Consider the following 16,325-nt stretch of genomic DNA (forward strand, 5'->3'; position numbering starts at 1 on the left):
TGTCGACAGTGGAGATGGAATTCTCGCTGCTGAAGAAAGCCATGAGTGACGGTGACGATGCGGGAGTGACTCAGCACGCCGACACCCTCAAGACCATGCTGGTTGAAGACGCGGCAACCCTTGACGGCGGCTCAGCCGACGGCGAGTCATACAGCCCCGGACCGTGGGGCCAGGTCGCCAAGGAAATGAACGGCATCCTCGATGAGGCCGTGGACCACTTCAAGAACGGTGACATTGAAGCTGGCAAGGACACCGTGAACGTGGCGTACTACCAGCGATACGAAACTCTCGGATTTGAAAAGCAGGTCATGGCGCGTATCTCCGGCACTCGCGTGTCGACAGTGGAGATGGAATTCTCGCTGCTGAAAAAGGCGATGAACGATGGCAATGCTGACGTTGTCGACCAGCACGCCACCACGCTGAAGAACTACATTCGTGAAGATGCCAACACCCTCGATGGGTACGAAGGAACAGGTGCGACCGAAAGCAGCCCGTGGCTGTCCGCATTCCTGCCCGCCTTCCTCATCATCTTGCGTGAAGGCTTCGAGGCAATCCTTGTTGTCGGCGCTGTCATCGCCTACCTGATCAAAGCGGGCCACGGTGACAAGACCAAAGTCGTGTGGGCCGGCACCGGAGTCGCCATCGTGTGCTCCATTGTGCTGGCTGTGCTGCTGAGCAACATCACGGCACTTGCCGGACATAACCAAGAACTCATCGAAGGCCTCACAGCACTGCTGGCTGTGGCCATGCTCATCTGGGTGTCCAACTGGATGATCGGCAAGTCAAGCCAGGCGGCCTGGGATCGGTTCATCAAGTCGAAGACGGAGCGCTCCTTGTCGCAGGGCTCCCTGTTCTCACTGGCCTTCATCGCATTCCTCGCGGTTTTCCGTGAAGGCGCAGAAACAATCCTGTTCTACCTTCCTGTCATCGCCCAAGCTGGCAACCAGGTGCATTACGTGTGGGTCGGTCTGGGCGTAGGCGCTGTGTGCCTGGTCATCGTCTACCTGATGATCCGACTGCTGGCTGTCAGAATCCCGCTGCGACCATTCTTCATCGTCACATCGATTCTGCTGGCGATCATGGCGATCACATTCACCGGCTCCGGTATCAAGGAGCTACAGGAAGCTGACGCGTTCCCGCTGACACCAATCAACGGGGCGCCCACCATAGATCTTCTGGGAATCTATCCCAGAGTCGAGAACCTGGCTGCTCAAGGTCTCGTTCTCCTGATCATTATCGGCCTGTTCGTTTGGGGCTCCCGACGTAATCGGGCGCAGGCTGCAGCCGATAATGCCACCCCATCTGAAGATAAAACGGAGACAGTTCAATGAAAATTCGTTTACGTCAAGTCGGTGCTGCTCTGACTGCACTCGTTGTTGCCGGTACGCTCGGTGCCTGCTCACAGCAGGGATCAACCGATGAGAGCGGCGCCTCTGACAACTCCACCACTCAGTCCGCTGCAGGCGACGCTGCTGAAAGCGCTGGTGGCGACGCAGCGGCTGCCCCAGGTGAAGACGCAGGCTTCCAGGAAAACCCGCTCGGCGATGACATTTACCTGGACAACGACCGCGTGAAGGTCGGCGGCGTCTACTTCCAGCCCGTTGACATGGAGCCTCAGATGGGTGTTCCCAAAGAGGAATCATCCATGCACCTCGAAGCTGACATTGCAGCTGGTGAAAACGACTTGGGCTACGGCGTCGGCGACTTCATCCCCGGCCTGACCGTGACCTACAAGCTGTACAAGGCAGGCACCAAGGATGTCGTGCAGGAAGGCGCCTTCATGCCGATGGTTGCCAACGACGGCCCGCACTACGGCCTGAACCTGCCCAAGCTGGATGCAGGCACCTACGACGTTGAAATCACCATCGAGTCTCCTGAAAAGGACGGCTGGATGCTGCACGTCGACAAGACCACTGGTGTGACCGGCCGCTACTGGACTGAGCCGCTGGTTGCAACGTTCAAGAACTTCCAGTGGGATCCAACCGCTGTCGAATGGTGAGCCTGACCTGCACCATTTGTTAAACGTATGAGCTGGGGCAGGGTGCTTGCGCACCCGGCCCCAGCTTGGTGCGTCAATGAAAGGTTGATTGATGATTCAGCAGATTGTTGAAATAGTCTCCACCACTCTCTTGCTGGCACTCGCCCTTGGTGCTCTCAGCGCGGCAGTACCCAGCATGGGGGGAGGCCAAAAAGGCCGCAAACCTGGATACCGCTCCATTATCTGGGGTGCGCTTGCGGGAGTCGCCCTCGGCGGTGTACTGACCATCGTGCACCTGCTGATTCCGCGTCAGATCAACCGCCAGGACATCACGTTCTGGGCGCTGATTCCCACAGTCATCCTGGCCGCTGTGACCCTCGTGATGGTGTGGCGGGTACGGGGTCGTGCTCGAAAAGGCGTTGAGGCAAGCTCAACGCAGCGCCGCGCAGCGCTGTGGGTTGCTGCAGCATATGCAGCCATGGCGACCTTCCGGGTGGCCCCCACCGCGCTCCTTCAGATCCGAACCTTCGTCTCTCCCAACACGTCCCTGGTGTCCACCGACACCGTCAAGAACATCGTCGGATACCTCATCGGCGTCGCCCTGGTCGCCCTGCTGGCCGTGGGTGTGCGCAAACTGTGCGAACGCGGTGCCCTGCTGGCACCGATCATGTCAACAGTGGGTGTCGGCATCCTGACACTGACACACGTGATCCTTATCGTCCGCATCCTGCAGGCCAAGCGCATCATTCACCTGCCCGGCGCGATCTTCGAATCCATCGCGTGGACCATCAACCACGAAGATGCCATCACCCTGGTGGCCACCGCACTGGTCGCAGTGGCCTCAATCCTGGTGTGGATCCGGTCGCGATCGCTGCCCAAGGACGGTCCGAACCCTGCTGTGCGTCGCCTCCGCCTGGCTGAAGCAAAGTCGTGGCGCCGCCTGTCTGCCGGCTCCCTCTTGGCATGTGCGGCAGCAGGTGCCGTGCTGACTATTGGGGCTGCAATCAGTTCGGCAACCGTTGAACTGTCCCAACCTGAACCGTTTGAAGTGTCAGGTGACCAGGCAGTCGTGCAGCTCGATAAAGTCTCAGATGGGCATTTGCACCGATTCGCCTACACCACGTCAACAGGCATTGAAGTGCGTTTCATCGTCATCCAGAAAGCCGGATCCTCCTTCGGGGTGGGCCTGGATGCGTGCGAGATCTGCGGCCCGACCGGGTATTACGAAAAAGACGGCAAAGTCATCTGCAAGCTGTGCGAAGTGGCCATGAACATCGCCACGATCGGATTCAAGGGTGGATGCAACCCGATCCCGATTGACTATGAAGTGTCGAACGGCACGCTGTCGGTGCCCATCGCCCAACTTGAAGCTGCAGCGAGCGTCTTCGCATGATCTGCTGTTCAGCGCCCCATTGCGTGCACATAATTCGACATCACGGTGAACGAAGTCAGGATGTGACAACATGTTTCTGAGAATGCTCAAAGGAGCACTGTTCCGTCAGCGTGGCCGCCACCTCATGATTGCCTTGACTGTCGCGCTCGGCGCGTCGGTTGCGACATCCATGCTGTCAGTCATGTTCGACGTGGGCGACAAGATCAACCAGGAGCTGAAAAACTACGGCGCCAACATTGTGGTGCGCCCCAAAGGCGCGGCCGTGGTCCAGGATCTGTATCAGTTCGACACTCCGGTTGAACAGGAAGCATTCCTTCAGGAAGACGAGCTCGGCAACATCAAGACCATCTTCTGGACCTACAACATCGTTGACTTTTCGCCGCTGCTGTCCGTACCGGTGACAACAACCGGCCAGTCATCCACCGATGACAGCATTGAACTGACCGGCACATGGTTCAGTCACGATCTCAAACTCCCCACAGGCGACACGGTGACAACCGGCCTGACCAACCTGCGTGGATGGTGGACAATGGACGGCGCGTGGCCCCAGGACGGAGACGACAACTCCGTCATCGTCGGCTCGAAACTGGCGCAGACTCAAGGATGGAGCGTCGGGCAGACAATCCCGCTGTCAGCACGCGGACACAGCCAGGACGTCACCATTTCCGGTATCTTCACCTCAGATGGAGATGAAGACTCCCAGATTTACGCGCCCCTGCATCTGGCTCAGACATTCCTGGACAAGCCCGGCGCCGTCGGATCTGTTGAAGTGTCGGCTCTGACCACCCCTGACAACGACCTGGCACGAAAAGCCGCCAAGAACCCTGCATCCCTGTCGCTGACTGAGAGGGAAACCTGGTACTGCACCGCCTACGTGTCCTCCATTGCCTACCAGATCGAAGAAGCCATGACAGATGCCGTGGCGCGGCCGGTGCGTCAGGTCTCAGAATCTGAAGGCATCATCATGGAGAAGACCCAGATGCTGATGCTGCTGGTGACGGTTCTGTCACTGGCCGGATCGGCACTGGCGATCGCGAACCTGGTGACCGCCAACGTGATGGAACGGGCTCCCGAAATCGGCTTGCTCAAAGCAGTGGGAGCGAAAGACAACGCCGTTGTGCGCATGCTGCTGGCAGAAATCACGATCGTCGGCCTGGTGGGCGGCGTCGCCGGATACTTCGCCGGCATCGGATTCGCCCAGATCATCGGCCGAACCGTCTTTTCCTCCTCCATCGCAGTTGCGCCCGTAGTGGCCGGAATCGTTGCAGTGCTTGTGACGATCGTGGTGCTGGCAGGCTCGATTCCTGCCATACGCTTCCTGCTGGGGCTGCGGCCGGCAGAAGTGCTTCACGGAAGGTGATAGTCGGTGAATAAGAGAAAAATGTACTGGCGCATGGTCACATCCTCGATCCTGCGTCGTCGATCCCGCGTGCTGATCGCAGTTCTTGCTGTTGCCATCGGCGCCACGACCCTGTCGGGACTGGCTGCCATCGCCATTGACGTGCCCAGCCAGATGGCGCAGGAAATGCGCCTGTACGGCGCGAACCTCGTGGTCGTCCCCTCCGAGAAGAACGACAACCTGACTGACCAGACCATCAACCGCATCGACGAAGTGGTGAAATCGTCGGGTTCAACGCTCGTTGGCTCAGCTGCTTTCGACTACCAGCCGGTGTCCATCAACGACCAGCCGTACGTGGCGGCAGGAACCGACATTGATGCTGTCAAGGCAATCAACCCGTACTGGTACATCGAAGGTGAATGGCCCTCAGCCGACGGGCAGGTGCTCATCGGCCGTGAAATCGCCTCCACCATTGATGCCAAAGTGGGCGACTCGATCACCGTGTCGCAGCTCGCCGAAGGCGCCTCCTCGGCTGCCCCCCAGTCCGGCGGGCAGGACGCATCGACCGCTCCGGGCACCACAGCGATGAGCGGGGCCCCTGAGATCCCCGAAGGCTCCCACATGATGCCCGACGGCACGATCATGAAGAACAGCGAGATGCCCGGATACGACCCGTCGAAGAACGTGGACGGAATCTACGTTGGAGACCAGCCGCAAAGCGCTCAGTCCGGTGCGCCGACCACAAAGAAGGACGCGATCGAACAGCTGACGCAGAACAAGCCGACCGCTCCGGTCGCCCCAGGCAACGGCAAGGGGCAGGCGCCCGATCCGGTCGACACACGCGACATCTCACTGACGGTGTCCGGAATCCTTGAAACAGGTGGATCAGAAGACGGCTTCCTGTTCATGAGCACCGCGGACATGTCGCAGCTGACCGGCAAGGACACAAGCTACGGCGTATCTGAATATTCGGTTGCCGGGCAGGCGGAAGCCGTCTCCGCCCTCGCCAAGCAAATCAATGACGCAGTCGACGGCGTGAAGGCCTCGACAGTGACCCGACTGACCCATTCTGACGAGGGCGTCCTGACGATGCTGCGCTCGCTGATGGGGATGATCACGATCATCGTGCTGGCTTTGACGATGATCGGCGTGTCCACCACGATGATGGCTGTGGTTGCGGAACGACGCAATGAAATCGGCCTGCGCAAAGCTCTGGGAGCTCACTCGAAATCAATCGTGCGTGAATTTCTTGGTGAAGGCGTCATGCTCGGCATTCTGGGCGGTGCGATCGGCGCGGTGCTCGGCTACCTTCTGGCGATCGTGATCTGTCTGAACGTCTTCCACCGGACAATCGCATTCCACCCGCTGATGGGAGTGATTACTGTGCTCGCATCAGTGATCATCGCGACGCTGGCATGTCTGATTCCAGTGCGTCGTGCCCTCGACGTTGACCCTGCACTGGTGCTGCGCGGAGAATAAGGAGAAACAATGACATCACAGGTGAAGGACGACCTGCTCAGACTTGAGCACGTCTCGAAAATCTACGGCGACCTGCACGCACTGGATGACGTGTCGCTGAGCGTGCCGACAGGGCAGTGGCTGTCGATTGTGGGCCCGTCCGGGTCAGGCAAGACCACGATGATGAACATCGTGGGATGCATGGACCGCCCCACCAAAGGCACCGTGACGCTCGACGGGCGCGACATTTCCGAGCTGACCGCCTCCGAACTGACGACCGTGCGCTGCCAGACCATCGGCCTGATTTTCCAGCAGTTCCACCTGATTCCGCACCTGACCGCCCTCGAAAATGTCATGGTCGCCCAGTACTACCACTCGGTGCCCAACGAAAAGGAAGCGCTGGCGGCACTGGAGCGGGTGGGACTGGCCGATCGCGCCACCCACCTGCCGCGACAGCTGTCCGGCGGCGAGCAGCAGCGCGTGTGCGTGGCCAGGGCCCTGATCAACTACCCGAAACTGGTGCTGGCTGATGAGCCGACCGGTAACCTCGATGAGCACAATGAACAGATCGTGCTGGATATTTTCCGTCAGCTTCATGCCGATGGAACCACGCTGATCGTGGTGACTCACGACGCCCTCGTCGCTTCGTGTGGCCAGCGGGAAATCCGCCTGGATCACGGTAAAGTCGCCAGGGAAACGTGGCACGACCACGACCGGGACAATGCGGAAGCTGCAGGCGCCGCGTCGGGGAACCTGGCAACGGGTCGCGACGTGAAAGAAAAGGTTCCAACCCCTGAACCTCGTGACGATGCGTCCTGAGGCGCCCGAACACTGTCAGCAATGAGATGAATCGCAGATGACTAACATGACGTCTTCACAGTTTTCACGACTTGTCACCATGGGGTCGCTCGGCGGGCTCGGCATGATGATTCTGAGCGCGTGCGGCCCGTCGATCCCACCGGTGGACATGTCACTTCCCATGAATGACGGAGAGTACACCGGGGAGTCCAATCCTGACGAACAGGGAGCCATCGGCACTGTTCATATCACGGTGGAAGGCGGCAAGATCACCTCCACCTCATATGAAACCCGCATGAAGGACGGCGAGCTCAAGGACCAGAACTACGGGACGACCAGCGCCGGCGAAGTGGGCAACAAGGATTACTACAAGCGCGCCCAGAAAGCGGTGGAGGCGTTCAACAAGTATTCCGACGAGCTGACGGCCACGAACGACCCCAACGAAGTTGATGTCATTTCAGGCGCCACTGTTGCGCACAGCCAGTTCATGCAGGCGGCAATCCGAGCCATCCAGACCGCTCAGGGAGTGGAAACCCAGCCCGGGGAGGATGCGGCCGACCAGATCGACGTGCCGGGCCTGGACTTCAGCGACGATGACCAGCTCGACGAGTTCTCCAACTGATTCACCCGGCCCCGAGCTGCTTGTTGATCTGCGCGACTCATCGTGGCGCATGTCCTTTCCCGCGATGGGCACGCGCGTCGATCTCATTGTCGAGGGCGGCTCCGCCAGGCAGATGACGGAAGCTGTCTGCGAACTTGTTGCACGCCATGAGCGGCTCTGGTCGCGTTTTTCGGCGCACTCCGATGTGACACGGTTGAACACTGCGTGCGGACAGTGGGTGGATGTGGATCCGGCGACGTGCGCATTACTGGCACGCGTCAAGGACCTGATCGACGTCACGTCAGGCTGTTTCAACCCGCTGATTGAGCCGGTGCGTCAGCTGTGGGACCCGGCAGGTGCGCTGGCAGCTCTTGTCGCCGGCGCAGGTGCTGCCACGAGCACGGAGAGCGCAACCACTCCGGGCAGCGACGCGCTGGCCGAGGTGTTGCCACTGTGCTCACCGGGGATGCTTGACGTTGGCCCGGCGGCATCGCGGGCACGCCTGAAGGGCGGCGCACGCATTGACCTGGGCGCGATTGCGAAAGGTGCCAGTGCTGATCAGGCTCGGGATCTGTGTGCCCGACTTGGTGCCCGTGCCGCGCTCGTGTCGATCGGAACATCCTCCATTGCCGCCCTGGGAAGGCGCTCCGACGGCACACCGTGGCGCGTGGGGATACGCGACCCGCGCAGCAGTGAATCATCGTGGCTTGGATACGTGGAACTGCCTGACCGCATGTCACTGTCCACTTCGGGTGACAACCTAGGAGTACTCGTGGACGTGGCGCCCGACCATGCGCAGCGTTTCAACCATGTCATCGACCCGCGCAGCGGCATGCCCGCCCGGATCCTTGCCCGTTCGGCAACGGTGATCTGCGCAGACGGCATGACGGCTGAAGCGCTGTCCACCGGCATGCTCATCGGCGGACGGCAGGCGGTTGTCCTGCCACACACAGCAGATGGTGATGTGGCAGCGTCGCCCTCGTCAATCATTGTCGGCGGCGAGCAGGGAGTGATGGCAGGCGGGATTCGCGTCGATGCCAGGCCCGCGCAGATCTGGCATCCGCGTCAGGAATTGTCGGAATCTGATGGTGGGGCGGGTGTGTCGGGGCAGAATTCGAGCACGTCACCCACCTGACAGTCGAGCGCCTCGCACAGTGCGTTCAGAGTGGAAAAGCGGATGGCGCGGGCCTTGCCGGTTTTCAGGTTCGACAGGTTCGCCAATGTGATGCCGATGCGCTTCGACAGGTCAGTGAGCGTCATGCGGCGTTCCAGCAAGATGCGGTCCAGTGTGACGTGAATACTCATGGCTACACCGTCAGCTGATTCTCATCCCACGCAGCAATCGCAGCGCGGAAAATGTGTCCGGTGACCAGGAAGAAAACAGTGCCGCCTGCGCTGAGCGTCACCATGAAGATCGCCATCAGAAGGATCGAGATGTGCTGGAGCGGACTGACGCACATGAACCAGATGGTCGCGCTCACGTAGTAGATCGTGGCGGCGATGCACACCCACTGCGCGCGGCCAATCAGCGTTAATGCCCGGTGCGTGAAGACTGTGCGGCGCTCAACGAGCAATAGGAACTGGTAGGCGATGATCAGGATGGCGAGGAATGGAAGCGTGGCGATGATCGAGCCGACGAGGATCGGGTACTGCAGGTGTGCCATTTCCGGCCAGTAGGCGGCGCTGTAGTCGCTTTCTGACCAGAGCAGCAGCCAACTTAAAACAATGCCGAGGCCGAAGATCACCAGAACCACGCGGGCAATGATGGTATGCGGTTTCATGAGTGTGCCTCCTTCAAACATCACATGGTTATCGATAAACGATAATAATTTATCGATGATCGACATGTCAATGGGTGTGGTGGCAGGACGGCACATGTGCTGATTGGTTCAGTTAACGTGACGCTGAGTGGCGAGGCGCAAAGCGGTTTTAGATCTGCGATGCCAGCAAGCTTGCCAGATGCATGCCGCCTCGGTCAGCGAGCTGCTGGGCCTGAGTGCGGCACGAGAAACCATCCGCCAGATACACGGCATCTGGATACGCATTGAGGGCAGGGAGCAGTGAGGTGCGCGCCACCTCGACCGACATATCGTAGTGCCCCTTTTCCATGCCGAAATTACCGGCCAGACCGCAACAGCCATCCAGCTGGACAACGGTGGCACCCAGTGAATCCAGCAGCGCCCGATCTGCGCTCCACGTCATCACCGAATGATGGTGGCAGTGCGGCTGCGCCACAATTGTTGTGCCATGTAAATCAGGCAGAACACGCTCCTCCTTCGGAACAGTGGCTAGCACTTCAGCCAGAGTATGCACAGCGCGCGACACCGGCACTGAGCGCCGGTCATCTGGCAGCAGATCCAGCAGATCATCACGCAGGACTGCCGTACATGACGGTTCCACACCAACGATTGGAATGCCGGCTACAGCGAACGGTGCTAGAACGTCCAGCAAAGCCGTCAGTTTCTTCTTCGCCCCAGTCAGCTGCCCCGTCGTGATCCACGTCAGGCCGCAGCACGCATGGGGAGGAATAATCACCTCGAAACCGTTCTGACGCAACACCGCAACCGTTGCACGCGCGCCCCGGTCGTCAAGCGTCTGTGAAAACGAATCGGCCCACACCACTGCGAAGCGTCGGGCTTCAGAAGCGGACGAGGAAGCAGGCGATGCTGTCTCAGCAAGCCGCTCGGCACTCGGCGGCACTGCTGACGGAGGCGCATCTGCAACCAGGTGCCGCCGCCTGGCCCATCGCTGGAAAGTTCCGGACTGAAGGGCGGGCATCGGTCTGCGTGCATCCATACCCAGCAGTGCGAATGCAGCCCGGCGAATCGCATCTACTCCCATCACTGCGTTGGCCAGGGCGGATGCACCCGGAATGCGGGCGCTCAGGCCCGTCCACAGGGGCAGGCGGCCCAGCGCATAGTGGGACAGTGGACGCAGGCGCCCACGGTACTTACGGAAGAGCACCTCAGAGCGGTACCTGGCCATGTCCACACCTGCCGGGCAATCCGACGAACAGGCCTTACATGACAGACACAGGTCGAGCGCTTCGAGCACCTCCGGTGAGGTGATTGACTGGACCAGTTGCCCATTGGCAGCGTCCTGGAGCGTGCGCGCCCGCCCTCGGGTCACGTCCTTTTCCAGATGCGACGCCTTCCACGACGGACACATAAACGTGCCGTCAATCGTCGCGCGACACTTGCCCACACCTGTGCAGCGATGGACCGCCTGAGTGAAATCACCGTGGTCTTCTCCGAAGGCGAAGCCTCCCGCCGCTGGCAACGAGCGTGCACGAGGGCGCCGCAGGAAATCATCGAGCTTGTCGATCTGGTTGGTCGGTGAGGCCAAAACACCGGGATTGAGCAGGTCATCGGGGTCGAACAGGGCCTTGACGTTGTTGAACAGGTCAATCAGTTCCGGGGAGTACATGAAGTGCAGCAGTTCCGTGCGTGCACGCCCATCCCCGTGTTCACCGGAAACTGAGCCGCCATGCCTGGCGCACACCTGAGCCGCCTCCTCCAGGAAACGCCTCGAATGCGCCACCCCAGCCCCGGTCTCGAGTGGCATGTTCAGACGCACATGCACGCAGCCATCTCCGAAATGCCCGTACAGCAGCCCGTCAATGTCATACTCATCCATCAGCGCCGTGAAATCACGCAAGTAGGCTCCGAGGCGGTCCGGTGGCACCGCGGCATCTTCAAAACCGGGCCATGCCTGTTCACCGGTCGCTGACGTCTCAGATGGGGGAGTGCGCCCACCCAATCCCGCACCATCAGCGCGGATGCGCCACAGTCGCGTGGCATCATCCCCCGGAGGATAGACCGCCGCATCGACCGCATGAGATGCGGCCGCAAGTCTGCGAGCCTGTGCCAGCGATTCCTCTTCGCTTCCGGCCGACACCTCGCACATCAGCCACCCGTCACCCTTGGGAAGCGCCGGCACGGCTCCGGGTCCGCGGTGAGCTCGTACCACGTCCACCAGGCGCGAATCCATCCCTTCGACAGCCAGCGGCTCATAGCGCACAATTGTGGGTACATCGTCAGCTGCAGCAATCATGTCCGGATACCCTAACGCCACCAGCACGGGCGCTCGCGGAATCTCCACCAACTTGACGGTGATCGACACGATTGTGGTCAGCGTCCCCTCGGTGCCCACCAGCATCGCCGCCAGATTGCGATGCTTCTCAGGGGTCAGATGCTCAAGCGAATAACCCGACACCTGCCTGCCGAAACGCCCCAGTTCCGTGCGGATGAGCGCCAGATTGGAATCGATCAGCGTGTCCAGTCCAGGCACCTGTGAGAGGTCAGAGTGGCTGGTGGAAGCGGTGAAGCGTCTGCCTCGTCCATCGATGACGTCGAGGGAGACGATGTTGTCTGACGTGCGTCCCCAGGCGGTTGCGTGAGGCCCGCACGCATTGTTGCCCACCATGCCGCCGATCGTTGCCCGGTTCTGGCTGGACGGATCCGGACCGAAACGCAGTCCGTACTTGCGGGCAGCTTCCTGCAGGGTGGATTCCACGCAGCCCGGCTCCACCACGGCCGTGCGCGCCTGCGGATCGATCGACAGCACTCGGTTCAGGTGGCGCGAAAAGTCAATGACGATGCCCGGTCCACACGCATTGCCAGCGCATGACGTGCCACCCCCACGGTTGGTCAACGGAATGGAGAAGCGTCGCGACGCCTCGCACACCGCCAGGACGTCCTCGGTTGAACGAGGGAAGACAACGAACTGCGGCGGAACGCGATAGTTGCCGGCGTCTGTGGAATAGCGCGCGCGGGCGCCTGTCGTACGATCAACCTCACCGTCGAGCACGTCAACCAGGTGCGCGTAGCAAGCTTCCACGTCGCGAGGCCGGATATCGGCGCGCTTGGGCAGGGGGGACGAGGCAGGCGCCGGCTCACTGCTGAGTGGGTGGAAGCTCATAGGCTGATTGTGCCACTTTTGATGCCTGCTCTGCGCCGCCATCAGGTATGCGAACTGACAGGTGGGGCTGTGTCGCGGGCGTCAGCGAGTCAGCATCACCATGCGTGTGGGTGTCACAATCGCGTCTACGGCGACATCGTGAGGATCGACAGGCAAGGTGCCTGTATCCCACACCTCTTCATCGAACAGTGCGATGACCAGTGGAGCGCGGCGCCTCACAGGCAGTGCGCTTTCCTGCGGCGATCTCTCAGCGTGATCCGTGTTCCACCTACTTAAGGCCCGGTCATACCACCCGCCGCCCTGGCCCAGGCGCGTGCCCGAAAGGTCGGCGGCCAGGCCCGCAAGCAATACAATGTCGACGCTGTCAGGAAGTTCGGCATAGGGCGCATCGGAGAGATGAGGCTGGGCAGGCCAGCGTGCAGAAGGCTGGTCGAGGACTGCTGCCAGACGGTCAGTCGTCAATGATGACCAGGCAGATGTGCTGGCATCAGGAAAATCAATACAGCCCCACGCAGGTTCGTCCAGTGCACGCCCCTGCCGGTTAACGACAACAGGCAGGAAGCAGTGACCCGATTCAGTGACGATGGCTGAGACATCCGGCTCGGTGGTGGTTGGAACAAACAGTGCCGGGAGGTGAGGACACCCCACTCCGAGCGCGTGACAGGCCTGCAGCCACGAGCGGACCAGTCCGCGTTGCTCCCGCCGGCGCAACTCATCGGCTTCGCGGGCAGGGAGTGCATCCCACCGGGCGCGCCTGTCACGCCGCTGGGCGCGAATTCTGGCGCGAAGTGGAGCTTTTTCGTGCAACATGGCCCCTCCTGAGCACTGAACATCTCCTACTTAGGATACTGTGGCAGACATGAGCGAAACTGAGCCCACTCGTCACGCGCGCGTGCGTCACGCCGTGATCCCAGCAGCTGGACGCGGAACGAGATTCTTGCCGGCAACGAAGTCTGTGCCCAAAGAAATGCTGCCGGTCGTTGACCGACCATCCATTGAATATATTGCGCGCGAAGCCACTCGAGCCGGCATTGAAGACATGCTGATCATCACTCGCACCGGCAAAGATGCCATCGAGGAATACTTCGACGCAGATCCCGGCCTGGAGGCGGCGCTGGAGGCCTCTCACAAGGAATCACTGCTCAAGATCGTGCGCGAATATGAGCACCTCGCGCGCATGCACTCTGTGCGCCAAGGACATCCGCTGGGGCTGGGACATGCCGTCCTTCAGTCACGCTTCCACGTCGGTAACAATCCTTTTGCCGTCATGCTGCCGGACGATTTGATGCACCCAAAGTCCCGCCTGCTGGAGAAAATGCTCGCGATCCGCACGGCGATCGGTGGATCGGTTGTCGCACTCATGCGTGTCACACCCGAACAGGCAACCGCTTATGCCTCTGTTGACGTCACCCCGATGCCGATTCCGGAAGGCCTGCCCATCGACATTGAGGAAGGCACATTGTTCCGCCTCAACAAGGTTGTCGAAAAGCCCCCGGTCGATGAGGTGCTCAGCGAATACGCCGTGGTGGGCCGCTACGTCTTCAATCCGCGTATCTTCACGGAACTGGAAAATATCGAACCCGGTCACGGTGGTGAATACCAGCTCACCGACGCATATGCCCGACTCATCGACGTGCCAGCCGAAGAAGGAGGTGGCGTAGTTGGCCTGGTTCTGGATGACCGCCGCTTCGACACCGGAGACAAACTCGGCTACCTCACCGCCTCCATTGAACTGGCGCTGGAGGACCCGGAACTGGGACCCGGAGTACGCTCGTTCCTGGAAGAGCTCATGGCAACACAGCCGGGGGACGCCCTCGACAAGTCTGACAGCACGTCACCCGAGCACCACTGAAGGGACAACCTGAATGCGTTCGGTCGCAGAGTTTTACCAAGACTGCCTGTCAACTGTTGGCCAGCAGCCGCCGCTGGATGTCCAGCTCGCTGATGCTGTGTCGTGCGTGCTGGCTGAAGACGTGCAGGCCCGCTTCGACCTTCCCGTAGCGGATCTGGCCGGATGCGACGGGTACGCCGTGCGATCGTCTGACCTCGAAGGGGCGCGCCCGGACAGTATGGTGACCCTGCCGGTCACCGAGGAAGTCAAGGCTGGAGATGTTGACCCGGCCGCGCTGGTGCCGGGAACTGCCATCCGCATTGCATCGGGAGCGCCGGTGCCCACAGGTGCAGATGCGGTGATCGCACTGGATTTTACGGATCGCGGTATGGCTAAAGTGACCGTGCGCACCCAGCCGGCGCGCGGTGAGAACATCCGGCGTCGCGCCGAAGACGTGGTCGAGGGGGACGTGGTTCTGCGTCACGGCACGCGTGTAGGTGCACGCCAGGTAGCGCTTCTGGCCGGCGTGGGGCGCTCACGAGTGACAGTGCATCCACGCCCACGAGTGGTGATCCTGTCGATTGGTGACGAGCTTGTGGAGCCGGGTGAACAGGCACGACCCGGCACGGTGTTCGATGCCAACGGGCATGCCCTTTCCACCGCTGTGGCGGATGCGGGTGCTCAAACCTTCCGCGTGGCAGCCGTTCCTGATGGCCGTCAGGCACTGCGCGAAACGATCCAGGACCAGCTGGTTCGCGCTGACCTCATCATCACGACCGGCGGCATCTCGTATGGCTCAGGCGATACGGTGCGCGAAGTGCTCGGCGCGCTGGGCACGGTGCGCTTTGACAATGTGGCCGCATGGCCCGGGCATATCCTCGGAGTTGGAACCGTCGGTGACGAAGATGACGCGACTCCGATCTTCTGCCTGCCCGGTGACCCTGTATCCGCGCAGGTGTGTTTCGAAGTGTATGTGCGTCCTGCCCTTCGACAGATGCAGGGATGGACGACACTGAGCAGGCCGAGCGTGCAGGCTCGCGTCGATCGCTCATGGTATTCACCACGAGGGCGACGCGAATTTGTCCGCGTGCGCCTGACGGGGTCGCCTCGAACCGGATACCAGGCCAAAATCATGGGATCACCTGCAGCGCTATTGCTGTCCGCACTGGCTGAATCGAACGCACTGGCGGTCGTGCCCGAAGAGGTCACGAATGTGCGTGCCGGTGACGCCCTGCAGTGCATGGTGCTTGATTAATGCTGTTCGGCAGGCCGCGGATCTGGGGACGCCACCCCGATGAGCTGACGATTCGCATCGACGATCCTGTGGGTCGCGCTCTGATCAGGCCGCATGGCAGTGCCTCGAGAATCGGGGCGACGGGGAGCGCTGCGCGAACGGGGCGTGATAGCGCCGTGAAGCTCGGGGACAGTGTTGTGATCCGTCCGGCCTACGGTAGCGATCATCTTCGCATCGAGAAAGCGCGTGCCGAGAATTCTGCGTGGCTCAAACCCTGGGAGGCGACGCTGCCGGTCGGATCGACAGAGGAACTCCCCGACATCTGGACCTATCAGCGCCAGGTCGACAGGCAGCAAAAGCGCGGAACGAGCCTTGTCATGATGGTCGAATGCGACCGTCAACCGCTGGGTTTGATCACCGTCTCCAATGTTCAGTGGGGGGCGATGTGTCAGGGCGTCCTCGGCTATTGGATGGTCAGGAAAGCCGCTGGGGTGGGGCTGGGTGCGCTGTGCGTGGCTGGCGTCATCGACCTGATGATCGGTGAGCTGGGCTTGCACCGGGTGGAGGTCAACGTCCGGCCGGAAAATGATCGATCTTTGGGATTGTGTCAAAAAATCGGGTTGCGTGAAGAGGGCTACAAGAAGCGTTACATGTGCATTGCGGGCAGGTGGGCTGATCACGTCAGCTTCGCTTTGGATACGGAATCCTGGCCCGAGGGCGGCATCGTCCAATCCGTGTGGAAAATGCCGCTGACGCTGACCTGATTCGCCTCT

The 16,325-nt window shown here is 60.9% G+C and carries 15 protein-coding genes; 11 read left to right on the top strand and 4 right to left on the bottom strand.

The genetic code is table 11. The features are described from left to right. From HMPREF2975_RS11620 to HMPREF2975_RS11655, 8 genes are all read left to right on the top strand, one after another. On the top strand, window positions 1-1,331 hold a 1,331-nt coding region (locus HMPREF2975_RS11620), incomplete at its 5' end, for an FTR1 family iron permease (protein WP_083314571.1). Continuing rightward, window positions 1,328-1,999 (top strand): iron transporter, encoded by a 672-nt coding sequence (locus HMPREF2975_RS11625; protein WP_070728195.1) that lies wholly within the window; start codon window positions 1,328-1,330, stop codon window positions 1,997-1,999. The genes HMPREF2975_RS11620 and HMPREF2975_RS11625, both read left to right, overlap by 4 nt. A gap of 91 nt (window positions 2,000-2,090) precedes the next feature. Continuing rightward, window positions 2,091-3,371, top strand: a complete 1,281-nt coding sequence (locus HMPREF2975_RS11630) for a Fe-S-containing protein (RefSeq protein ID WP_058237787.1) — start codon at window positions 2,091-2,093, stop codon at window positions 3,369-3,371. Window positions 3,372-3,441: 70 nt separating this feature from the next. Next, window positions 3,442-4,731 carry an ABC transporter permease gene (locus HMPREF2975_RS11635; RefSeq protein ID WP_082628661.1) on the top strand — a complete coding sequence of 430 codons (1,290 nt, stop codon included), beginning with the start codon at window positions 3,442-3,444 and terminating at the stop codon, window positions 4,729-4,731. A 21-nt stretch (window positions 4,732-4,752) separates the two neighbouring features. After that, complete coding sequence (locus HMPREF2975_RS11640) at window positions 4,753-6,189, top strand: ABC transporter permease (protein WP_070728198.1); 1,437 nt, start codon at window positions 4,753-4,755, stop codon at window positions 6,187-6,189. Window positions 6,190-6,198: 9 nt separating this feature from the next. Further along, window positions 6,199-6,987, top strand: a complete 789-nt coding sequence (locus tag HMPREF2975_RS11645; protein WP_070728201.1) for an ABC transporter ATP-binding protein — start codon at window positions 6,199-6,201, stop codon at window positions 6,985-6,987. A gap of 37 nt (window positions 6,988-7,024) precedes the next feature. Then, entirely contained in the window at window positions 7,025-7,588 is a 564-nt protein-coding gene (locus HMPREF2975_RS11650; RefSeq protein ID WP_070728202.1) for an FMN-binding protein, read from the top strand. After that, the gene (locus tag HMPREF2975_RS11655; protein WP_070728205.1) at window positions 7,560-8,702 is read left to right on the top strand and encodes an FAD:protein FMN transferase; all 1,143 of its coding nucleotides are present in this window, start codon (window positions 7,560-7,562) and stop codon (window positions 8,700-8,702) included. Before HMPREF2975_RS11650 ends, HMPREF2975_RS11655 begins: the two co-directional genes overlap by 29 nt. Here the strand turns inward: HMPREF2975_RS11655 and HMPREF2975_RS11660 are convergent. The 4 genes from HMPREF2975_RS11660 to HMPREF2975_RS11675 form a co-directional block, all read right to left on the bottom strand. Then, window positions 8,633-8,872, bottom strand: coding sequence for a helix-turn-helix domain-containing protein (locus HMPREF2975_RS11660; protein ID WP_070728209.1), 240 nt, complete (start codon window positions 8,870-8,872; stop codon window positions 8,633-8,635). The two genes, HMPREF2975_RS11655 and HMPREF2975_RS11660, sit on opposite strands and share 70 nt — an antisense overlap. Before the next feature lie 2 nt (window positions 8,873-8,874). Continuing rightward, window positions 8,875-9,348: a DUF2975 domain-containing protein gene (locus tag HMPREF2975_RS11665; RefSeq protein WP_157843534.1), complete on the bottom strand. Its 474-nt coding sequence runs from the start codon at window positions 9,346-9,348 to the stop codon at window positions 8,875-8,877. Window positions 9,349-9,496: 148 nt separating this feature from the next. Beyond that, window positions 9,497-12,487 (bottom strand): FAD-binding and (Fe-S)-binding domain-containing protein, encoded by a 2,991-nt coding sequence (locus tag HMPREF2975_RS11670; protein WP_083314574.1) that lies wholly within the window; start codon window positions 12,485-12,487, stop codon window positions 9,497-9,499. Window positions 12,488-12,568: 81 nt separating this feature from the next. Further along, complete coding sequence (locus tag HMPREF2975_RS11675; RefSeq protein WP_058237794.1) at window positions 12,569-13,297, bottom strand: 5-formyltetrahydrofolate cyclo-ligase; 729 nt, start codon at window positions 13,295-13,297, stop codon at window positions 12,569-12,571. A gap of 49 nt (window positions 13,298-13,346) precedes the next feature. Here HMPREF2975_RS11675 and HMPREF2975_RS11680 point away from each other — a divergent pair, with 49 nt between their 5' ends. Genes HMPREF2975_RS11680 through HMPREF2975_RS11690 form a run of 3 tightly spaced genes read left to right on the top strand, consistent with a single transcriptional unit; the run spans window position 13,347 to window position 16,316 of the window. After that, window positions 13,347-14,339, top strand: a complete 993-nt coding sequence (locus HMPREF2975_RS11680) for a UTP--glucose-1-phosphate uridylyltransferase (RefSeq protein WP_070728215.1) — start codon at window positions 13,347-13,349, stop codon at window positions 14,337-14,339. Between the two features lie 13 nt (window positions 14,340-14,352). Beyond that, window positions 14,353-15,573 carry a molybdopterin molybdotransferase MoeA gene (glp, locus tag HMPREF2975_RS11685; protein ID WP_058237796.1) on the top strand — a complete coding sequence of 407 codons (1,221 nt, stop codon included), beginning with the start codon at window positions 14,353-14,355 and terminating at the stop codon, window positions 15,571-15,573. After that, window positions 15,573-16,316 (top strand): GNAT family N-acetyltransferase, encoded by a 744-nt coding sequence (locus tag HMPREF2975_RS11690; RefSeq protein WP_070728218.1) that lies wholly within the window; start codon window positions 15,573-15,575, stop codon window positions 16,314-16,316. Before glp ends, HMPREF2975_RS11690 begins: the two co-directional genes overlap by 1 nt. Window positions 16,317-16,325: the final 9 nt, after the last annotated feature.

Source organism: Actinomyces sp. HMSC065F12, from assembly GCF_001814535.1.
Lineage (GTDB): Bacteria > Actinomycetota > Actinomycetes > Actinomycetales > Actinomycetaceae > Pauljensenia > Pauljensenia radingae_A.

Excerpts from the sequence above, each read along its gene's own strand:
- HMPREF2975_RS11625 (WP_070728195.1), top strand. The coding sequence starts at position 1,328 with ATGAAAATTCGTTTACGTCAAGTCGGTGCTGCTCTGACTGCACTCGTT.
- HMPREF2975_RS11630 (WP_058237787.1), top strand. The coding sequence starts at position 2,091 with ATGATTCAGCAGATTGTTGAAATAGTCTCCACCACTCTCTTGCTGGCA.
- HMPREF2975_RS11635 (WP_082628661.1), top strand. The coding sequence starts at position 3,442 with ATGTTTCTGAGAATGCTCAAAGGAGCACTGTTCCGTCAGCGTGGCCGC.
- HMPREF2975_RS11640 (WP_070728198.1), top strand. The coding sequence starts at position 4,753 with ATGTACTGGCGCATGGTCACATCCTCGATCCTGCGTCGTCGATCCCGC.
- HMPREF2975_RS11645 (WP_070728201.1), top strand. The coding sequence starts at position 6,199 with ATGACATCACAGGTGAAGGACGACCTGCTCAGACTTGAGCACGTCTCG.
- HMPREF2975_RS11650 (WP_070728202.1), top strand. The coding sequence starts at position 7,025 with ATGACTAACATGACGTCTTCACAGTTTTCACGACTTGTCACCATGGGG.
- HMPREF2975_RS11655 (WP_070728205.1), top strand. The coding sequence starts at position 7,560 with ATGACCAGCTCGACGAGTTCTCCAACTGATTCACCCGGCCCCGAGCTG.
- HMPREF2975_RS11660 (WP_070728209.1), bottom strand. The coding sequence starts at position 8,872 with ATGAGTATTCACGTCACACTGGACCGCATCTTGCTGGAACGCCGCATG.
- HMPREF2975_RS11665 (WP_157843534.1), bottom strand. The coding sequence starts at position 9,348 with ATGAAACCGCATACCATCATTGCCCGCGTGGTTCTGGTGATCTTCGGC.
- HMPREF2975_RS11670 (WP_083314574.1), bottom strand. The coding sequence starts at position 12,487 with ATGAGCTTCCACCCACTCAGCAGTGAGCCGGCGCCTGCCTCGTCCCCC.
- HMPREF2975_RS11675 (WP_058237794.1), bottom strand. The coding sequence starts at position 13,297 with ATGTTGCACGAAAAAGCTCCACTTCGCGCCAGAATTCGCGCCCAGCGG.
- HMPREF2975_RS11680 (WP_070728215.1), top strand. The coding sequence starts at position 13,347 with ATGAGCGAAACTGAGCCCACTCGTCACGCGCGCGTGCGTCACGCCGTG.
- glp (WP_058237796.1), top strand. The coding sequence starts at position 14,353 with ATGCGTTCGGTCGCAGAGTTTTACCAAGACTGCCTGTCAACTGTTGGC.
- HMPREF2975_RS11690 (WP_070728218.1), top strand. The coding sequence starts at position 15,573 with ATGCTGTTCGGCAGGCCGCGGATCTGGGGACGCCACCCCGATGAGCTG.